Source organism: Thalassospira sp. CH_XMU1448-2, from assembly GCF_037027285.1.
Classification (GTDB): Bacteria; Pseudomonadota; Alphaproteobacteria; order Rhodospirillales; family Thalassospiraceae; genus Thalassospira; species Thalassospira profundimaris_C.
Window position 1 is genome coordinate 94524 of sequence record NZ_JAYMEA010000007.1, and the last position, 17801, is coordinate 112324.

Here is a 17801-nt window from a genome sequence, read left to right on the forward strand (position 1 = left end):
ATTGCACGTGTCCAGATTCTTCTTATGACACACCATAATATACCATCTTGCACATTATGCCATATTTGAGAAAAAATATACTATAGGAAATTTTTTGTCATATTGTGTTGACTTGCATCATATCGGATATATTTTGGTTTTACCGGATGCGATCGGATCCCTTGATGTTCTTCTCGCCCAATCATCATTGCACAACCGTTCGGTCCGCATCCGGTAACAACGCTAACGTCAGCGATCTGGCACCCGATAAAGCCTGACGCCGTCGTTAAAACCTTATCAGGGAAACCAGGCAACCTTCGAAGCGCCACTGCTTTGTGCGTCGCCCGGCAAAGGAGTAAAAATGACGATTCTTCGTAAAATTCGGCATGTCACCCTCGCCGCCACCATCGGCCTGAGCACCGTACTGCCTGCATCCGCCTACGCACAAACCATTGTCAAATTCGCCCATGTCGATGGCGAAGGCAATCTGCTGGACAACCCGTACTGGACCTTTACCGAGGTCTTTGACAACGCCCTTCAGAACCAGTCCGGTGGCCGCTACAAACTCGAAGTTTTCCCGAATGGACAGCTTGGTGATCTTGAATCCCTTGCCGAACAGAACTCCATCGGCCTTGTCGATATGGTTGGCGGATTGAATGCAGGCCACCTTGCGGCTTATTACCCGCCGGCACAGATCCTTGAAATGCCTTATACCTTCCCGACCACCGAGGTCGCGCGCGAGGTTCTTAACGACGGCCCGTTTGGTAAAAAACTTTCGGACATGATCGCCGAAGGCAGTGGCGTTCGCATCCTCAGCTACCTGACCGGCGCATTCCGCAACTTCTCGAACTCGGTGCGTCCGATCCGTACGCCCGAAGACATGAAGGGTCTGAAAATCCGCACCCAGACCGTTCCGCTGCATATGGAAATGGTCAAGGCCCTGGGCGCATCCCCGACCCCGATTGCATGGGCGGAACTTTACAGCGCGCTTCAGACCGGTGTTGTTGATGGTCAGGAAAATGCGCCTTACACCATGCTTCTGACCAACCTTCAGGAAGTCCAGAAGTACTACACACTTGATCACCACCTGATCAACATGCCGCTGATCACGATCAATGATAAGTTCTATCAGGGCCTGAGCGCCGAAGATAAGCAGATCTTTGACAATGCCACCCGCGAAGCAACCTTTGCGATGCTTGGCATTATCGCGGCCAAGGAATCCCAGGATCTCAAGGTGATCCGTAATGCCGGTGTCGAGATTTATCAGCCGACCCCGGAAGAATTCCAGAAATTCGTTGATGCCACCAAGGGCCCCATTCGTGCCTTCATGGAAGAAAAGGTCGGTGCCGACCTGATCAACGAACTTGAAGCAGCCGTCAAAGCGGCGCAGGAATAATCAGTCAGGGCCCGGGCAGTTTCTGTCCGGGCCCAACTGTTTCCCGCTTGATTTGCGAATTGTGACCGGTCCATTCGCACGCCGTTCTGTGATTGATGTTTCCAGCGCGAAACGCAATCCGAGAGAGGACCTTCCATGCTCCAGACCCTCGACAAACTTTCGTTGTCCGTCGCCTATATCACATCCGTTGTGGCCAGGCTGATGCTGGCATCCGTTGCCGTCGTCCTGTTCATTCAGGTTGTTTTGCGATTTGGCTTTAATTTTTCCCTGCCTTGGCCCGAAGAGGCATCGCGCTTTCTGATGGTCTGGGTGGTGATGCTGGGCGGCAGTCTGCTTGTTCGCGACGAACAACTGGTCTGCGTCGATTTCTTTGACAAGTTCTGGCCTCGCAGATGGCTTGGCTATCGTAATGCCCTGTTCCGGTTGCTGCTTGCCATCCTGCTGACCGTCCTTCTCATCAAGGGAATTGATTCGGCAATATTCGGCATGAGACGCACGTCAGCCGCCCTCAATCTTTCGTGGTTCTGGATTTATCTTTCGGTGCCGGTCGGTGCCGCGCTGATGCTGTTCCACATGGTCATTCTTGCCATTCGCGATCTGGTCAAGGGACCAGAAGCCGAGCAGGAAGCGTCCCTTCTTCGCGCAGAGCTCTGAGGAACATTATGGATTACGCACTTATCACCATGATCGGGTTGCTGCTGTTGCTGATGTTCCTTGGCAGCCCGGTAATCTTCGCCATCGGCTTTGCCGGTCTTTCCTATTTCTTCGTCAAGCCCGGCATGACCGACATGCTGCACATGTATTCCCATAAATTCTTTACCGGGATGGATGTGTTTATCTGGCTTTCGATCCCGCTTTTCATCATTGCCGGTGAAATCATGACATCGGTCGGCATGACAGAACGCCTTGTTCAGTTTTCCCGTCTTCTGGTCGGTCGCTGGCGCGGTGGTCTGGCCTATGTCAACGTGGTCGGATCGATGATGTTTTCAGGCGTATCGGGTTCTGCCCTTGCCGATATCTCGGCCCTTGGTCCTGTCGAAATCGACATGATGAAGAAGGATGGATATCGCGCCGATTTCGCAGCCGCCGTAACGGTCAGTTCCGCCATTCAGGGACCGATCATTCCGCCGTCCATTCCGCTGATCATCTTTTCGAGCCTGACCAACACTTCGGTTGCAGCCCTGTTCCTTGGTGGTGCCGTCCCCGGTGCGCTGATGGGGATCGCGCAGATTGTCGTGATCTATTTCATCGCACGCAAAAACAACTTCCCGGCCAACCCGATCAAGGCCCTGACACTCGGTCTTGCCTTCCGCATTTTCTATAATGCGTTCTGGGCTTTGTTCATGCCGCTGATCATCATTGGCGGGATTATTTCCGGTATCTTCACCGCAACCGAGGCGGCTTCGATTGCCGTTGCCTATGCCATTGTTGTTGGTATCTGCGCCTATCGCACCCTGTCTCTTAAACAGGTCTGGGATATTCTGGATCGCGCAGTACGCACATCGGCATCGGTTTATCTGATTGTCGGCTTTGCCAGTGTCATCAGCTGGATTCTTGCGACCGAACGCGTTCCTTCCGAACTGACCGAACTGATTGCAACACTTGATATGCAGCCATGGATGTTGCTGCTGTGCCTGAACATCTTCTTCCTGATCAATGGTCTTTGGATCGGGGATTCCGTTCAGTTGCTTTTGTTTGCACCGCTTTTCACCCCGATTGTCGCGGCAATGGGCGTCGACCCGGTGCAGTTCGGCGTGATCATGGTCGTCAATGTCATGATCGGCCTGATGACACCGCCCTATGGATTGGGACTTTATCTTGGATCGGCCATCAGCGGACAGCCCCTTGCCGCGATCGTCCGCAAAAGCTTCCCGTTCCTGGTTTCAAACATCGTCGTGTTGCTGATCGTGACATACATCCCGGCAGTCTCACTGACGCTGCCACGTTTGCTCGGCTTCCTCGATTAATCGCCACCACCCAAAAGATATGAGACTAAAATGACGCTCACCAAAAACGATATCAGTGGCCTTTATACCGCCATTGTCACGCCCTTCACCGAAGACAAATCTGTCGATCACAAAGCCCTTGCAGCTCTGGTCACCCGCCAGCTTGCCGCTGGTGCAACCGGTATCGTCCCGATTGGCGGCACCGGTGAATATCCGGCGCTGTCGCGTCAGGAACGCAAGGACATTGTCAAAACCTGTGTCGAAGCCGCAGGCGACGCACCGGTCATTCCGGGTGTTCTTTCCACCGGTTTCCTTGATGCTGTCGAAGCCGGCAAGGATTTCGAAGCTGTCGGTGCCGCCGGGGTCATGACTGTTACGCCCTACTACGCAGCGGGCACCCAGGACGGCATGCGCGAATATTTTGCCAACTACCGTAACGAAATCGGTGTTCCGGTTCTTCTCTATGAGATCCCGCGTCGTACCACTGTTGCCACCAAGGCCGAAACCATTCAGGCGATGGCGGAAGACGGTTCGATCATCGGCATGAAATGTTCAAACTATGACATGCCGGAATTCATCAAGACCATGAAGCTTGCCGGTGATAAAATGGCAATCCTGAGTGGCGAGGAACCGCTGTTCGCGACCCATGTAACCATGGGGGCAAAGGGTGGCGTTCTGGCTTCTGCCAACATCTATCCGGAAATCTGGATCGAGATTTTCAATCTCGCACGTGAAGGCAAACTGAACGAAGCGCTCAAGCTTCAGACCAAGCTTGATTGTGCGATTGACGCGATCTATCGCGAAACCAATCCGGGCCCGTTGAAAAAATACATGGAAATGGCCGGTCAGCCGGTTGGCGATGTCCGCCTTCCGCTGCAAAGCCCGTCCCGGGACACGATGGCAGCCCTTAAATCTGCCTTCGATGTCACATCACTTGCCAACGTCGCCTGATTTAGCTTTCCAAGGACCAGCCATGATTGATCGTCTCCACCAAATCCTCGGCGACAAAGGTTTGATCACCGATCCTCAAGAAATGCGCCCTTTCTTGACCGATTGGCGCGATCGCAGGCAAGGCAATGCCGTTTGCGTTGCCCTTCCAGCCTCAGTTGAGGAGGTCTCCCTGACGATGAAGGTGGCTGCCGAGGAAGGGCAGCCGGTATTTCCCCTCGGGGGAAATACCGGTCTGTGCTATGGCGCCGTGCCCGAAAGCCCGTCGCCGAAAGACAAACCGGGCATCGTCATCAGCCTGCAACGCATGAAGCAGATCCGCGAAATCGATGTTGCCGCCAATATCGCAACTGTTGATGCCGGGGTGATTCTTGCCGAACTGCATGAAAAGGCCAAAACCCACAAACGTCAGTTCCCGCTTTATCTGGGCAGCGAAGGCAGTGCACAGATCGGCGGTCTGATTTCGACCAATGCCGGGGGCACCGGGGTTGTCAAATACGGTCCGATGCGCGATCTGGTGTGCGGAATCGAGGTTGTTCTGGCCGATGGCCGTATCCTGAGCGACCTTGAAGGGCTCAAGAAAAACAACACCGGCTACGACCTTAAACATCTGTTTATCGGGGCCGAGGGTACGCTTGGCATCGTTACCGGTGCTGCCCTTCGCCTGCATCCTGAAAACACCAATGATGCCCATGCATGGGTCTCGGTCGATTCACCGGAATCTGCAGTGCGCCTGTTTACAGAGTTTCAGGAAAAATGCGGCGCCTATGTCGAGGCCTTCGAACTGCTTTCAGGCACCGAGATCGACGCCGTTGTTCGCCATATCGACCGCGTTCACGTCCCGTTTGACACGGTTCCCGAATGGTCATTGATGATCGAGCTGACCTCAAATGACAGCTCGGTTGATCTGAATGGCGTGTTCGAGGAAATCCTTGGCGAGAACCTTGAAAACGGTTCGGTCCTTGATGCCTTTATCGCAACCAACTCCCAACAGGCCGAACAGATCTGGCATGTTCGTCATTCCGTGACCGAGGCCAACAAGCTTGAAGGCATGGGCATGGTGCATGATGTCGCCGTGCGCGTTTCCAAGGTCCCGGCATTCATCGCCAAGGCCAAGGAAGTCACCGCTGAGAAATTCCCGATGGCAACGCCGCTTCTGGTCAATCACCTTGGTGACGGCAATGTGCATTACATCCTGATGTTCCCGCATGATTACTGGAAAAGCCTGTCTGACCCGGATGCGGTTACCCATGATGTTCAGACCTGCGTTCATGACATCGCGGCAAGCTTTGGCGGAACATTCAGCGCCGAACACGGGGTTGGTCGCAAACTGACCGACGAACTCAAACGTCTTGCCGATCCGCTGCGCTATGAACTTATGAAAAGTGTCAAACAGACCTTCGATCCCGAAAACCGTATGAACCCGGGTGTCCTGTTTGAATAACCCTTTTTGATTACGGCAAAGTCCGACCTGCTTCTTCTCCCAAGCTTAAGCAGGATCGGCAAGAACGGGCGCAGCTGGTTTGCGCCCGTTTTTTTATTCTGTTCTTTCGCCCGCCTTAAACCCACGACGACACACCTCCATCTGCATGGCGACCAGCCGATCTGATGGCTTGGAATGCCGGGTCATCACTTTTGCGCCCGACCGATCAAAGGGTAATCGGGCGTTTACCGCTTGGTTACCTGCCCTTGCGCGAAGATCGGGCATAACAAGCCAAGAGAGAGATGAGGCGGCCATGCAATATCAGCTTAAAATCAATGGCGAGACCCGCACCGTTGATGCCGAACCCGGCACACCGTTGCTTTGGGTTTTGCGCGACGAACTTCAATTGACCGGAACCAAATTTGGTTGCGGCGTTGCCTATTGCGGTGCCTGTACCGTGCATGTGGATGGTTACCCGACCCGTTCGTGCCAGACCTTTGTCGAAGACGCGGTTGATAGCGAAATCACCACCATCGAAGGCGCGACCGACAAGATCGCACAGGCCGTTCAGGAAGCCTGGCGCGAAAAAGACGTCGTACAGTGCGGCTGGTGCCAGTCCGGTCAGATCATGTCGGCTATCGGTCTTCTGACCGAAAACCCGAACCCGACCGATGACGAGATTCGCGATTACATGAACGGCAATGCCTGCCGTTGCGTCACCTATGTCCGCATCAACGAAGCCGTCAAGCTCGCATCCCAAAAGCTGGAGGCCTAAGTCATGACAATCAATGTATCTCGTCGCGGCTTCCTTAAGGCAAGTGCGGCGGGCACCACCGCCCTTCTGGTTGGCGTCAATGCCAAGGGTGTTCTGGCCGCCGGTTCCGCTGCTGCGACTGCGACCGATCTTAACCCGTTTGTCAAAATTGATGCCGATGGCACAGTCACCGTCATCATCAAGCATTTCGAAATGGGTCAGGGCACCACAACCGGCCTGACCACACTGGTTGCCGAAGAACTTGATGCCAACTGGGACACGGTGGCCACTGATTTCGCGCCAGCAGATAACAACCGCTATGCCAACCTGTTCTTTGGCGCACAGGGAACCGGTGGATCAACATCCATTGCCAACTCCTTCATGCAGTATCGCGAAGCCGGGGCTGCTGCGCGCGACCTTCTGGTACGTGCTGCCGCACAAAGCTGGGGTGTTGAGGCATCAACCATCACGGTTGAAAACGGCATGCTGAGCTCTCGTGGAAAATCCGGTCATTTCGGCGAGTTTGTTGCCATTGCCGCAACCCTTGAGGCTGTCGCAAAACCCGCTGTGAAAACCCCTGATCAGTTCAAACTGATCGGAAGCTCCAAACTTCATCGCAAGGACAATACCGGCAAGACCAATGGCACCGCCATGTTTGCCATGGATGTCAATCTGCCCGGCATGATCTATGCCGCCATCATGCGCAGCCCGAAATTTGGCGGTACCGTTGTCTCGTTTGATGACAGTGCTGCCAAGGAAGTCGGTGGCTTCATCGCCGCACAGGTTCTGCCAAACAAGGCTGGCGTGGTTGCCTTTGGCAAAAACACCTGGGCCGCGTTTCAGGCCCGTGATGCCCTGTCGGTCGAATGGGATTTCAGTGCCGCGGAAACACGCAGCACGGACGCCATGATTGCCGATCATATTGCAATGCTTGATGCCCCGCAATTTGATGCCAATCACCAAGTTCCACTGGCATCGGTTGCGTCTGTTCTGTCGGGTGCGGCCAAGACAATTGACGCCCAGTTTACCTTCCCGTTCCTTGCCCACGCGCCACTGGAACCGGAAAACTGCACCATTGAACCGGTAGGTGATGGCGTGCGCGTTCATGACGGCTGCCAGTTCCCGACCCTGACCCGGCCAATGGTTGCGGCAACACTTGGCCTTGATCCGGCCAAGGTTGAAATTAAAACCCTGTATGCCGGTGGCTCCTTCGGGCGTCGCGCCAATGCGGCATCCGATTACAATGTGGAAGCCGCCATGGCCTTTGCCGTTTCGGGACGCAAGGTTCCGGTCAAGCTGGTCTGGAGCCGCGAAGACGATATCAAGGGCGGTTATTATCGCCCGATGTCAGCCCATCGCGCCAAGATCGGCCTTGATGGTGATGGCAAGATCATCGGATGGGACCATCGACTGGCGGTCAAATCCATTGCCAAGGGTGGGCCGTTCGAAATGATGGTCAAGGATGGCGTTGATCCGACCTCGGTCGAAGGTGTGGCCGAAAGTCTTTATCGCCTGCCCAATATGGGGATCGGTCTCAGCGACTTTACCACCGCTGTTCCGATCAACTGGTGGCGTTCGGTTGGTCATACCCATACCGGTTTTGTTATGGAAAGCCTGATGGATATGGTCGCGACCGAAACCGGTCAGGACCCGATTGAAATGCGCCTTGCCATGCTTGATCCCGCTGGTGCCAATCAGGCCCGCATGATCGAGGCCATCAAACTGGTTCGCGAGATTTCCGGCTGGAAGGCGGGCGATACGCGCGGCTTTGCTGCCCACTACTCGTTCAATACCTGTGTGGCGGTGGTTGCCGATGTCACGGTCGAAGACACAAGTGTTCATGTCAACAAACTGTTCATGGCGGTTGAATGCGGTGTTGCCGTGAACCCGGACGTGATCCGCGCACAGATGGAAGGCGGGGCGGGCTATGCCCTTTCGGCCATCTTCCGCAACGAGGTCACACTCACCGACGGGGAAGTCGATCAATATAACTTCCCTGATTACGAACTTCTGCGAAACATCGAAATGCCTGAAATCGAGGTCGCAATTGTTGCGTCAAACAATGCACCTACTGGCGTTGGCGAACCGGGCGTTCCCCCGACCGGTCCGGCTGTTGCCAATGCCATCTTTGCCAAAACCGGCAAGCGGATCATGGATCTTCCCATGACCAAAGCCGGTTTCGACTTCGTCTAAGGCATGACTGCCCGGGGAACCAAATCTCTTCCCCCCCTCCCCGGTTCTCCGGGCAGTTCCCCTTCTATGGAAAGGGCGATGTGATGAATAACCAGCTTTCCGCCATGCTCAACGCCTGGCAGGAAAACCGTGAAGGCACCGAATGGGTGTTGGGCACGGTGTACCGCACCGAAGGATCGGCCTATCGCAAGGCCGGGGCCATGATGCTGATTAACGGGCACGGACAGCAGTTCGGCCTGCTCAGTGGCGGCTGTCTGGAAGCCGACATCATCCGTAATGCCCGCAAGGCCATGCATACGGGACGCCCGGTCATGCTGACCTATGACGGCAATGACGAAGATGATCTGTCATTCAAGCTGGGCGTTGGATGTGGCGGCACGGTCTATATCATGCTGCAACCGATCACCGGGGGTAATGACCTTGGATTATCGGACCTGCACAGCGCATTGACCAGACGCGAAAGCGGTCTTTATTTCCAGAAGATCAACGCGGTCGAAGGGTATTTCCAGACCGGAACCCTGCACGCCAACCATCCGGCCCATATTGAAAATCGCAATGATGGTGAATGGCTTGTCACGCCGATCTCACCCGAGCCCCATATTCTGGTGGTGGGTGGGGGCATTGACGCCCGCCCGGTGATCGGGATTGCCCATAATATGGGGTGGAAAACCACACTGGTTGATCCGCGTCCGGCCAATGCACGACCCGAACATTTCCCGCAAGCGGGCACAATCCTGCGCACTATTGATCGCGATCTTGCCCGTTATGTTGCGAAGCAACGTGTCGATGCCGTCATCCTGATGGCACATAGTGTTGGCATTGACGCCAATGCGCTGGCCATTTTGCACGATGCACCAATCAAGCATCTTTCGGCCCTTGGCCCGCGCCACCGGTTCGAAGATGTACTCGAGCGTGCCGGGATCAGCCGCAATGATCTGGGTTTTGATATATCCAGTCCGGCCGGGCTTGATATCGGCGGACAATTGCCCGAAAGCATCGCACTTTCGATGCTCTCAGGCATCCATCATGCCCTGTTCAAACAGCGCGCCGCACCGGCAATGGCACAGGCTGCGGAATAGTCTGACCCTGTCATGAGCATGCACACAGATCACACCACACCCAAACTTGCGGCCCTTGTTCTGGCTGCGGGCGAAAGTGCGCGCTTTGGCGGGCGTAAACAACTTGCCGATATCAATGGCATGCCAATGATCCGCCATACGCTTGATCGCGTTGCAGCCTTGCCCGGTATCGAATGCTTTGTCGTTCTGGGTGCCTTTGCCGATGAAATCCGCCCGATCATCGGATCGGATGCCAGTATCGTCGAGAACGATGACTGGGCGTCGGGCATGGGAAGTTCGATTGCTGCGGGCATGACCGCGATCCTGGAACAGGACAGATTTGACGGGGTCCTGATTGCCCTGTGCGATCAGATCGAACTTGCCACAACCGACTATGCCAAACTGATCGGGACCTTTGACGGCAACGATATCATTGCCACCCGTCACCCCGATGGTTTGGGCGTTCCGGCCATCTTTCCAAGGGCGACATTTGACACGCTTGCCGCACTTTCGGGAACAGTTGGTGCGCGTAAAATCCTGAACGGCCCCGCTCATCACGGGATCGGCATTGATTTGCCCAATGCCCGGTTTGATATCGACACCAAAGACGATCTGAAAGCAGCCCTGAAACAACCCGCCTGAACAGGCATGCCTGCAGGTCTTGCCATTTCCGGCTGACCTGCGGGTGGAATTGCGGCATGGTATTCATGCCTGCCGATAACGAGATGACGTGAATGAAAGCAACCGCCAACATCATGGTCCTTCTGGTCGAGGACAATATGGATATCGCCGCAACCGTCAGTGACTATCTGACGATTGAAGGGGTTGAGTGCGACCATGCCTATGACGGCGAAACCGCATTCAAAATGGCTTTGACCGGGGAATATGATGTCATTGTTCTTGATCTGATGCTGCCGTTCCGCGACGGGATCAGTGTGTGCAAGTCGCTGCGCGACGAAGGGGTGGACACCCCCGTCCTGATGCTGACCGCGCGCGATACGCTTGATGACAAGATCGAAGGGTTTCATGCCGGTGCAGATGATTATCTGGTCAAGCCGTTTGCGCTGGAAGAACTTTTGCTGCGCACCCGGGTTCTGTCGCGCCGTCGCAGCGGTGAAGTCAAACGGTTTGCGCTTGGCGATCTCAGCATCGATTTTGAGAACCGCTCGGTTGTGCGTGCAGGCAAAAATATCAGTGTGTCGCCAACAGGTTGGACGATCCTTGAAGTTCTGGCGCAAAACAGCCCGCGCGTGGTAACCCGGTCACGCCTGTCGATGGCGCTGTGGCAGGGTGATCCGCCCGATACCAATGCGCTTAAAACGCATCTTTACAAATTGCGCCATCGGATCGACAAACCGTTCGAACAAAATCTGATTCACACCATTCCGGGCCAGGGCGTGGCCCTTCGCGAGTAACTGTTATGTCGTCAACCTGCTGTGCCCCAAAGACCCGATCCTTCTCGCGCTTTGTGCGCAATTACGTGTTGCTGGGTCTGGTCATCACGCTGGTTCTTTATACCGTCGTCGTGAATTTCTACATGCTTTATGGCAAGTGGATGGTGGCATCATTTCAGCTTCAGGTCATCGCCGAGCAATATGAAGACCAGCTTGCCAAGATACCCGACGCGCCGCTTCCAAACGGGTTCAATATCCAGACCTTTGACCGTTTTGACGAATTGCCTGCACAATTACGTGCGCTTGCATCTCCTGATGATCTGGAACCGGGCGAGCTTTTCTATGTCAATACCGACAAATATGCCGAGAACGAAGATCCCGAAAACCCGGTCTTTCTTCTGTTCCCCTATGCGCTGAAAGACGGTCGCGAAATCCTGATTTTGCAGACCTATCACGCTGGCGATGAAGACAACGTCTATTTCGTGCGCCTGCATAAACTGGCCTTGCTGTCGATCCCGTTTGCGATTGCCATTGTGGCGATCTTTGCCTGGTTCCTGTGGGTTATCGGCAAACGTCTGACCAAACCGTCCGAAGATTTGCAAAGCTGGGCCAACAGCCTGACCGCTGATCGTTTGGGTGATCCCATCCCCGATTTCGGGTTTGAAGAACTCAATGACGTGGCCCATGAACTTCATCGATCCGTTGACCAGATCGACAAGTTCGTTGCCCGCGAACGGGAATTCCTGCGTCAGGCCAGCCACGAATTGCGCACCCCGGTCACCATTGTTTCGGGCAATGTGGAACTTCTGGAAAAAAGCCCGCTTAACGAAACCCAGTCGCGCGTGATGTCACGCATCAAACGTGCGAACCGCAATATGCAGCAATTGCTTGAAACCCTTTTGTGGCTGGGTCGTGAAAACGCGCCGCTCGGTGAAACCGAACATATCCATCTTTCAAGTTTCATCGAACAAGAAATCAGCGATCTTTCCTATCTGACCGATGGCAAGCATGTCAGTTGCACCTTTGTCCCTGACAGCACGGAAACAGAAATCGCAACGTCGCGCGCAGCTTTGATGATCGTTGTTTCGAACCTGATCCGCAATGCGTTCCAGCACACGCCCAAAGGTCAGGTCACCATCACGCTGACCGGGACGGAACTGCGTGTCGAAAACACCATTTCGACCTGCAATGGCCAATGCACCACCCCGCAGGGCGAAGGCATCGGCTTGCAACTGGTCAAACGGATTTGCCAGCGGCTTGACTGGCACTGCACGCCAACGCATCTGCCCAATGGCGGCATGTCGGTCAGCTTCGATCCCGGTGCACGAACCCTGATCAAACCCGCCCCGGCACTGGTGAAAAGCTAGGTCATATTGCAATCTTGATTGTGGTATCGAAAAAACCGCGACAAGGGTGCAGCCATCGCCTATCGTGATGGCATCATGGCATTTACCATTCGACAGCTTCAATATTTCGTCGCCGTTGCCGAACAGGGAACTGTATCGGGGGCGGCGCATATTCTGTCGATTTCCCAGTCGGCGGTGACCGAGGCCATCAAGGAACTTGAAGCCGATCTTGGTGTGACGCTTTTTGATCGTCATTCACGGGGGCTGAACATCACCCATAACGGCCATCAGTTCCTGCGCCATGCCACCACCATCCTTGCTAATGTCTCGGACGCCAAACAGGCCTTTGAAGATACCGCCAAGACCGAACAGGGCGAGTTGCATCTTGGCGTGACCTCGCTTGTTGCCGGTTATGTCCTGTCTGACATTCTTGCGCGCTATCGCCGCGCCTATCCACAGGTCACGGTCAGCGCGATTGAAGATAACGGCGATTATCTGGAACATCTTCTGATCGGGGGTGAAATTGATGCCGCCGTCATGGTGATTTCCAACTTGCGCGACCGGCTTGCCCTGCAATCGGAAATTCTCGAAGTCTCGCCCTATCGCCTGTGGTTGCCACTTGGTCACCGTCTGGCAACCGCCCAAAGCATCACCCTTGACGATGTCACCTCCGAACCGCTGATCATGCTGACCGTTGACGAGATCGAGGAAGCAACCGGCAAGCTTCTTGGCGCCCTTGGCACGCGTCCGCGCGTGGCCTTTCGCACCCGTTCGGTCGAGGCTGTCAGAAGCCTTGTCGCAACGGGGGCCGGTTTGTCATTGCTGCCCGATCTGGTTTATCGCCCCTGGTCACTCGAAGGTGACCGGATCGAAAGCCGCGATGTATCCGGAACCCTTCCAATGGTTCAGGTTGGCGTGGTCTGGCGCAAGGGATCACCGCTTTCACAGGCAGCACGTGACTTCATCGGGCTTGCCCAGGCCCACCGCGCAACACGCCTGCGTTAAAGCACATTGCCTTAGGTCATCCAATCGCCGTGTCACCATACGCCTCAGAACGATATCGGAAAAACCGATAACGTGTTTCTGATAAATGAAATTGTGAATGCTCAGGATCAGCGTACCCTTGGCTGCGGGAAATAAAAGTCACACGAATTGACGCCCTGCAACTGGGAGACATCACAATGAAATCGTTACTGAAATCGGGCACGTCCGTGATGGTCGTGCTTGCCCTGGCGGCAAGTCAAGCCGCCGCAGCCGACATGATGACCGCACTTGGCACCCCCGAAGGCAATGTAAATATCGTTGCATGGCCGGGCTATATCGAACGCGGTGAAACCGACGCCAACTTTGACTGGGTGACCTCGTTTGAGAAAGAAACCGGATGTAAGGTGAATGTGAAATCCGCCAACACATCCGATGAAATGGTTGCCCTGATGAACGAGGGTGGTTTTGACCTTGTCACCGCCTCGGGCGATGCGTCGCTGCGCATGATTGCCGGCAAACGTGTTCAGCCGATCAATACCGACCTTATTCCAAGCTGGAACAGTGTTGATGACCGCCTGAAAAGTGCCCCCTGGCACACGGTCAATGGCGTGCATTACGGCACCCCCTATCAGTGGGGTCCGAACGTTCTGATGTATAATACCGAGGCCTTCAAGGAAGCGCCAAAAAGCTGGGATGTCGTTTTCAAGGAAATGACCCTTGCCGATGGCAAATCCAACAAGGGCCGTGTTCAGGCCTATGACGGCCCGATCCATATTGCCGATGCTGCACAATATCTGATGGCGCATAACCCGGAACTCGGCATCAAAAGCCCCTATGAGCTGAATGCCGATCAATATGCCGCCGCCCTTGATCTTCTGCGCGGACAGCGTGAACTGGTTTCACGTTACTGGCATGATGCCTTCATCCAGATGGATGATTTCAAGAACGAAGGTGTGGTTGCATCGGGTTCCTGGCCGTTCCAGGTCAACCTTCTGAAATCCGAAGGCCTTCCGATTGCATCGACCATCCCCGAAGAAGGTGTGACCGGCTGGGCCGATACCACCATGCTTCACGCCGATGCTGAAAACCCGACCTGCGCCTATCTCTGGATGGAACATTCCCTGTCGCCCAAAGTTCAGGGCGACCTTGCCGCCTGGTTTGGCTCCAACCCGGCTGTTCCGGCCGCATGTAAGGGCAATGCCCTTTTGGGTGACGAAGGTTGCGCAACCAATGGCTTTGATGATTTCGACCGTGTCAGCTTCTGGCAGACCCCGGTTTCGAAATGCGAAAGTCAGGGTGAATGCGTACCCTATTACCGTTGGGTATCTGACTATATCGGTGTGATCGGCGGTCGCTAGGACCAGCCATGTGACCGGGACCGGCTTTGGTCATCGGGTGTCTCGTACACCCGGCACCTGATGCCTTGCCTGATGTGATGATGTCTTGCGGCAAAACCGGGGGGCAAGCCGCGAATGGCACGTCATGTCCCGGTCACAAATCACCCGACTGGACGCCACCCGCCACCTTCCCTTGCTACCCGAAGCCCGCCCCGTGCGGGCGGGCTTCAAACAACTGGTTTACCCATGACGAATGCAGTTTCCTTTTCCAGTGTTTCACGTCATTTCGGCACTGTCCGTGCTGTTGATGATGTGGACCTGTCGATTGCCGAGGGCGAGTTTTTCGCCATGCTCGGCCCGTCAGGATCGGGCAAGACCACCTGCCTGCGCCTGATTGCCGGCTTTGAGCAACCGACAAGCGGTCATATCGAGATTTTCGGCACCAAGGTCGAAAACGTTCCGCCCTATCGGCGCAACGTAAATACCGTGTTTCAGGATTACGCCCTGTTTCCCCATATGAACATCATCGACAATGTGGCCTATGGCCTGATGATCCAGGGCATGGGCAAGGCCGAACGCCACAAAGCCGCCAACGAGGCCCTCGAACTTGTGGCCCTTCCGGGGTATGGCGACCGCAGACCCGGTCAGCTTTCCGGTGGTCAACGCCAGCGCGTTGCGCTTGCGCGCGCATTGGTCAATAAGCCCAAGGTGTTGCTGCTTGATGAACCGCTGGGCGCGCTTGACCTTAAATTGCGCGAACAGATGCAGGAAGAACTTAAAACCCTGCAACGCAAACTTGGCATTACCTTTGTCTTTGTCACCCATGATCAGGGCGAAGCGCTTTCGATGGCGGATCGGGTGGCTGTCTTTAACGATGGCAAAATCCAGCAGGTCGGAAGCCCGCAAGATATCTATCAGCGTCCGCAAAGCCGCTTTGTCGCTGATTTCGTCGGTTCATCCAATGTCCTTGAGCCGGGCTTTGTCAAACAGCTGACCGGCAAAAATGCCTATGCCAGCCTGCGCCCCGAGGCTGTGCGTATCGTTCAATCCGACGGTCATGCCGCAACCGTCACCGGAAGCAGCTATCTGGGTGGCACCACCCGGGTTGGTCTGGCCCTTGGCAATATGCGGATCAATGCCCTGATCCCGGCTGATCAGAGCGTTCCCGAAAACGGTGCATCGGTTCAGATCAGCTGGCAGGAAAACGAACTGCATTTGATGGAGGATGCCCAATGACGGCCGCCTCATCCGTCACCCAAACGGCTCAAAGCAGCGCCATTCTGCCCGGTCAGGGCGGATGGACCGGATCGCTGTCTGACAAGTTCTGGCGCAATCCCAAACTGCTTTTGATCCTGATGCTGACCCCGCCTGCTTTGTGGCTTGGCATCATCTATCTCGGATCGCTGTTTGCGTTACTGGCGCAAAGTTTCTTTTCCATCGATGAATTTTCGGGGATGGTTCAATACGAACTGACGCTGAAAACCTATGGCGAGCTGTTCCGTCCGGCCAATCTCGACATCATCATCCGCACCGTTTCGATGGCCGCCATCGTTACGGTTGCTGCGGCCTGTGTGGCCTTTCCGATTGCCTATTTTGCCGCCCGTTATGCACGCGGCAAATGGAAGGCACTGTTTTACATCGGTGTGATGCTGCCGCTTTGGTCGAGCTATCTGGTCAAGGTCTATGCCTGGAAACTGATCCTGGCCAAGGAAGGCATTCTGACCTGGATTTTCGCCAAGCTGCACCTGACCTGGTTGCTTGAAGCCTGGCTTGCGATCCCGATCATTGGCGGTTATTCCCTGTCGGTCAGCTATACCGGAACTTTCCTTGTATTCCTTTATGTCTGGCTGCCTTTCATGGTGCTGCCCGTGCAGGCCGCCCTTGAACGTGTCCCGGGAAGCTATATCGAGGCATCGGGTGACCTTGGTGCCACACCGGGTCAGACATTCCGCCATGTGATTTTCCCGCTGGCCTTGCCCGGCATTGTCGCGGGGTCGATCTTTACCTTCTCACTGACCCTTGGTGATTACATCATTCCGCAAATCGTCGGGTCATCGCGCCTGTTTATCGGTCAGGCTGTTTATGCTCAGCAAGGCACGGCGGGCAATATTCCGCTGGCTGCGGCCTTTACGGTCGTGCCGATTGTCATCATGGGCTTCTATCTTTGGGGCGCAAAACGCATGGGGGCCTTCGATGCGATCTGATGGAAAGCAACGCGCACCCTTTGCGCTGAAAGCCGCCGCCGGGCTTGGTCTTGCCTTTATGCACCTGCCCATTGCGCTGATCTTTGTCTATGCCTTCACGACCGAGGACAAATCATACCAGTGGCCGCCGCCCGGTTTCACCATGAAGTGGCTGGAAGTCACATGGAACCGTCCGGATGTCTGGGATGCCTTGAAACTGTCGTTACAGGTCGCAACCATCTCGACCGTGATTGCCATGGTTTTGGGAACGCTGTGCGCAGCCGCCGTATCACGGACCAAATTCTTTGGCCGGGAAACCATTTCGCTTCTGGTGATCCTGCCGATTGCATTGCCCGGCATCATTACCGGTATTGCGCTTCGATCCGCCTTTAGCATTGCCGATATCCCGTTCTCGATCTGGACGATTATTCTGGGTCACGCGACCTTCTGTGTTGTTGTTGTCTATAACAATGCGGTCGCGCGTTTCAGACGCACATCGGGATCACTGGTTGAGGCGTCAATGGATCTGGGTGCCAACAGTTTCCAGACATTCCGTCATGTCATTCTGCCCAATATCGGCACCGCCCTTCTGGCGGGTGGCATGCTGGCCTTTGCCCTGTCCTTTGACGAGGTGATCGTCACGACCTTTACCGCAGGCCAGCAATCGACCCTGCCGATCTGGATGCTTGAAGAACTTGTCCGACCGCGCCAGCGACCGGTCACCAATGTGGTGGCGATGGTTGTGGTTCTGGTCACGGTCCTGCCGATCCTTGCGGCCTATTACCTAACGCGTGATGGCGATCAGGTGGCCGGATCCGGGAAATGAACAACGCGATAATGATACAAACGGGAGAGCTTAT

16 protein-coding genes are annotated in these 17801 nt (G+C 55.1%); all 16 read left to right on the forward strand.

The annotated features are described in order from the left end of the window. Window positions 1-340: 340 nt before the first annotated feature. The 16 genes from WA318_RS19595 to WA318_RS19670 all read left to right on the forward strand — a co-directional run bounded on the left by WA318_RS19595 (window position 341) and on the right by WA318_RS19670 (window position 17767). The gene (locus WA318_RS19595; RefSeq protein WP_336083843.1) at window positions 341-1375 is read left to right on the forward strand and encodes a TRAP transporter substrate-binding protein; all 1035 of its coding nucleotides are present in this window, start codon (window positions 341-343) and stop codon (window positions 1373-1375) included. Between the two features lie 135 nt (window positions 1376-1510). After that, complete coding sequence (locus WA318_RS19600) at window positions 1511-2029, forward strand: TRAP transporter small permease (RefSeq protein WP_336083845.1); 519 nt, start codon at window positions 1511-1513, stop codon at window positions 2027-2029. 8 nt (window positions 2030-2037) lie between these two features. Continuing rightward, window positions 2038-3342, forward strand: a complete 1305-nt coding sequence (locus tag WA318_RS19605) for a TRAP transporter large permease (RefSeq protein ID WP_336083847.1) — start codon at window positions 2038-2040, stop codon at window positions 3340-3342. A 30-nt stretch (window positions 3343-3372) separates the two neighbouring features. Next, a complete protein-coding gene (dapA, locus tag WA318_RS19610) occupies window positions 3373-4272 on the forward strand; it encodes a 4-hydroxy-tetrahydrodipicolinate synthase (RefSeq protein ID WP_114098180.1) in 900 nt (299 codons plus the stop codon). Window positions 4273-4354: 82 nt separating this feature from the next. Then, window positions 4355-5713 (forward strand): FAD-binding oxidoreductase, encoded by a 1359-nt coding sequence (locus tag WA318_RS19615; RefSeq protein ID WP_336084052.1) that lies wholly within the window; start codon window positions 4355-4357, stop codon window positions 5711-5713. Between the two features lie 292 nt (window positions 5714-6005). Further along, window positions 6006-6467: a (2Fe-2S)-binding protein gene (locus WA318_RS19620; protein WP_336083849.1), complete on the forward strand. Its 462-nt coding sequence runs from the start codon at window positions 6006-6008 to the stop codon at window positions 6465-6467. Window positions 6468-6470: 3 nt separating this feature from the next. After that, window positions 6471-8639, forward strand: a complete 2169-nt coding sequence (locus WA318_RS19625; RefSeq protein ID WP_336083852.1) for a xanthine dehydrogenase family protein molybdopterin-binding subunit — start codon at window positions 6471-6473, stop codon at window positions 8637-8639. An 83-nt stretch (window positions 8640-8722) separates the two neighbouring features. Then, window positions 8723-9718, forward strand: a complete 996-nt coding sequence (locus WA318_RS19630) for an XdhC family protein (protein ID WP_336083854.1) — start codon at window positions 8723-8725, stop codon at window positions 9716-9718. 12 nt (window positions 9719-9730) lie between these two features. Beyond that, window positions 9731-10339: a nucleotidyltransferase family protein gene (locus tag WA318_RS19635; protein ID WP_336083856.1), complete on the forward strand. Its 609-nt coding sequence runs from the start codon at window positions 9731-9733 to the stop codon at window positions 10337-10339. A 92-nt stretch (window positions 10340-10431) separates the two neighbouring features. After that, a complete protein-coding gene (locus WA318_RS19640; RefSeq protein WP_336083858.1) occupies window positions 10432-11112 on the forward strand; it encodes a response regulator transcription factor in 681 nt (226 codons plus the stop codon). Window positions 11113-11117: 5 nt separating this feature from the next. Continuing rightward, window positions 11118-12458, forward strand: a complete 1341-nt coding sequence (locus WA318_RS19645; protein WP_336083860.1) for a sensor histidine kinase — start codon at window positions 11118-11120, stop codon at window positions 12456-12458. 18 nt (window positions 12459-12476) lie between these two features. After that, entirely contained in the window at window positions 12477-13442 is a 966-nt protein-coding gene (locus tag WA318_RS19650) for a LysR substrate-binding domain-containing protein (protein WP_336083862.1), read from the forward strand. A 176-nt stretch (window positions 13443-13618) separates the two neighbouring features. Then, window positions 13619-14779 carry an ABC transporter substrate-binding protein gene (locus WA318_RS19655; RefSeq protein ID WP_114098172.1) on the forward strand — a complete coding sequence of 387 codons (1161 nt, stop codon included), beginning with the start codon at window positions 13619-13621 and terminating at the stop codon, window positions 14777-14779. 225 nt (window positions 14780-15004) lie between these two features. Further along, window positions 15005-15994, forward strand: coding sequence for an ABC transporter ATP-binding protein (locus WA318_RS19660; protein ID WP_114098171.1), 990 nt, complete (start codon window positions 15005-15007; stop codon window positions 15992-15994). Beyond that, entirely contained in the window at window positions 15991-16962 is a 972-nt protein-coding gene (locus WA318_RS19665) for an ABC transporter permease (protein WP_336083866.1), read from the forward strand. Before WA318_RS19660 ends, WA318_RS19665 begins: the two co-directional genes overlap by 4 nt. Beyond that, on the forward strand, window positions 16952-17767 hold the full coding sequence (locus WA318_RS19670; protein WP_336083868.1) for an ABC transporter permease: 816 nt from the start codon (window positions 16952-16954) through the stop codon (window positions 17765-17767). The genes WA318_RS19665 and WA318_RS19670 overlap by 11 nt, the downstream gene beginning before the upstream one ends. The last annotated feature ends 34 nt before the right edge of the window (window positions 17768-17801 follow it).

Excerpts from the sequence above, each read along its gene's own strand:
- WA318_RS19645 (WP_336083860.1), top strand. The coding sequence starts at position 11,118 with ATGTCGTCAACCTGCTGTGCCCCAAAGACCCGATCCTTCTCGCGCTTT.
- WA318_RS19630 (WP_336083854.1), top strand. The coding sequence starts at position 8,723 with ATGAATAACCAGCTTTCCGCCATGCTCAACGCCTGGCAGGAAAACCGT.
- WA318_RS19635 (WP_336083856.1), top strand. The coding sequence starts at position 9,731 with ATGAGCATGCACACAGATCACACCACACCCAAACTTGCGGCCCTTGTT.
- WA318_RS19620 (WP_336083849.1), top strand. The coding sequence starts at position 6,006 with ATGCAATATCAGCTTAAAATCAATGGCGAGACCCGCACCGTTGATGCC.
- WA318_RS19655 (WP_114098172.1), top strand. The coding sequence starts at position 13,619 with ATGAAATCGTTACTGAAATCGGGCACGTCCGTGATGGTCGTGCTTGCC.
- WA318_RS19665 (WP_336083866.1), top strand. The coding sequence starts at position 15,991 with ATGACGGCCGCCTCATCCGTCACCCAAACGGCTCAAAGCAGCGCCATT.
- WA318_RS19640 (WP_336083858.1), top strand. The coding sequence starts at position 10,432 with ATGAAAGCAACCGCCAACATCATGGTCCTTCTGGTCGAGGACAATATG.
- WA318_RS19595 (WP_336083843.1), top strand. The coding sequence starts at position 341 with ATGACGATTCTTCGTAAAATTCGGCATGTCACCCTCGCCGCCACCATC.
- dapA (WP_114098180.1), top strand. The coding sequence starts at position 3,373 with ATGACGCTCACCAAAAACGATATCAGTGGCCTTTATACCGCCATTGTC.
- WA318_RS19605 (WP_336083847.1), top strand. The coding sequence starts at position 2,038 with ATGGATTACGCACTTATCACCATGATCGGGTTGCTGCTGTTGCTGATG.
- WA318_RS19670 (WP_336083868.1), top strand. The coding sequence starts at position 16,952 with ATGCGATCTGATGGAAAGCAACGCGCACCCTTTGCGCTGAAAGCCGCC.
- WA318_RS19600 (WP_336083845.1), top strand. The coding sequence starts at position 1,511 with ATGCTCCAGACCCTCGACAAACTTTCGTTGTCCGTCGCCTATATCACA.
- WA318_RS19660 (WP_114098171.1), top strand. The coding sequence starts at position 15,005 with ATGACGAATGCAGTTTCCTTTTCCAGTGTTTCACGTCATTTCGGCACT.
- WA318_RS19615 (WP_336084052.1), top strand. The coding sequence starts at position 4,355 with ATGCGCCCTTTCTTGACCGATTGGCGCGATCGCAGGCAAGGCAATGCC.
- WA318_RS19625 (WP_336083852.1), top strand. The coding sequence starts at position 6,471 with ATGACAATCAATGTATCTCGTCGCGGCTTCCTTAAGGCAAGTGCGGCG.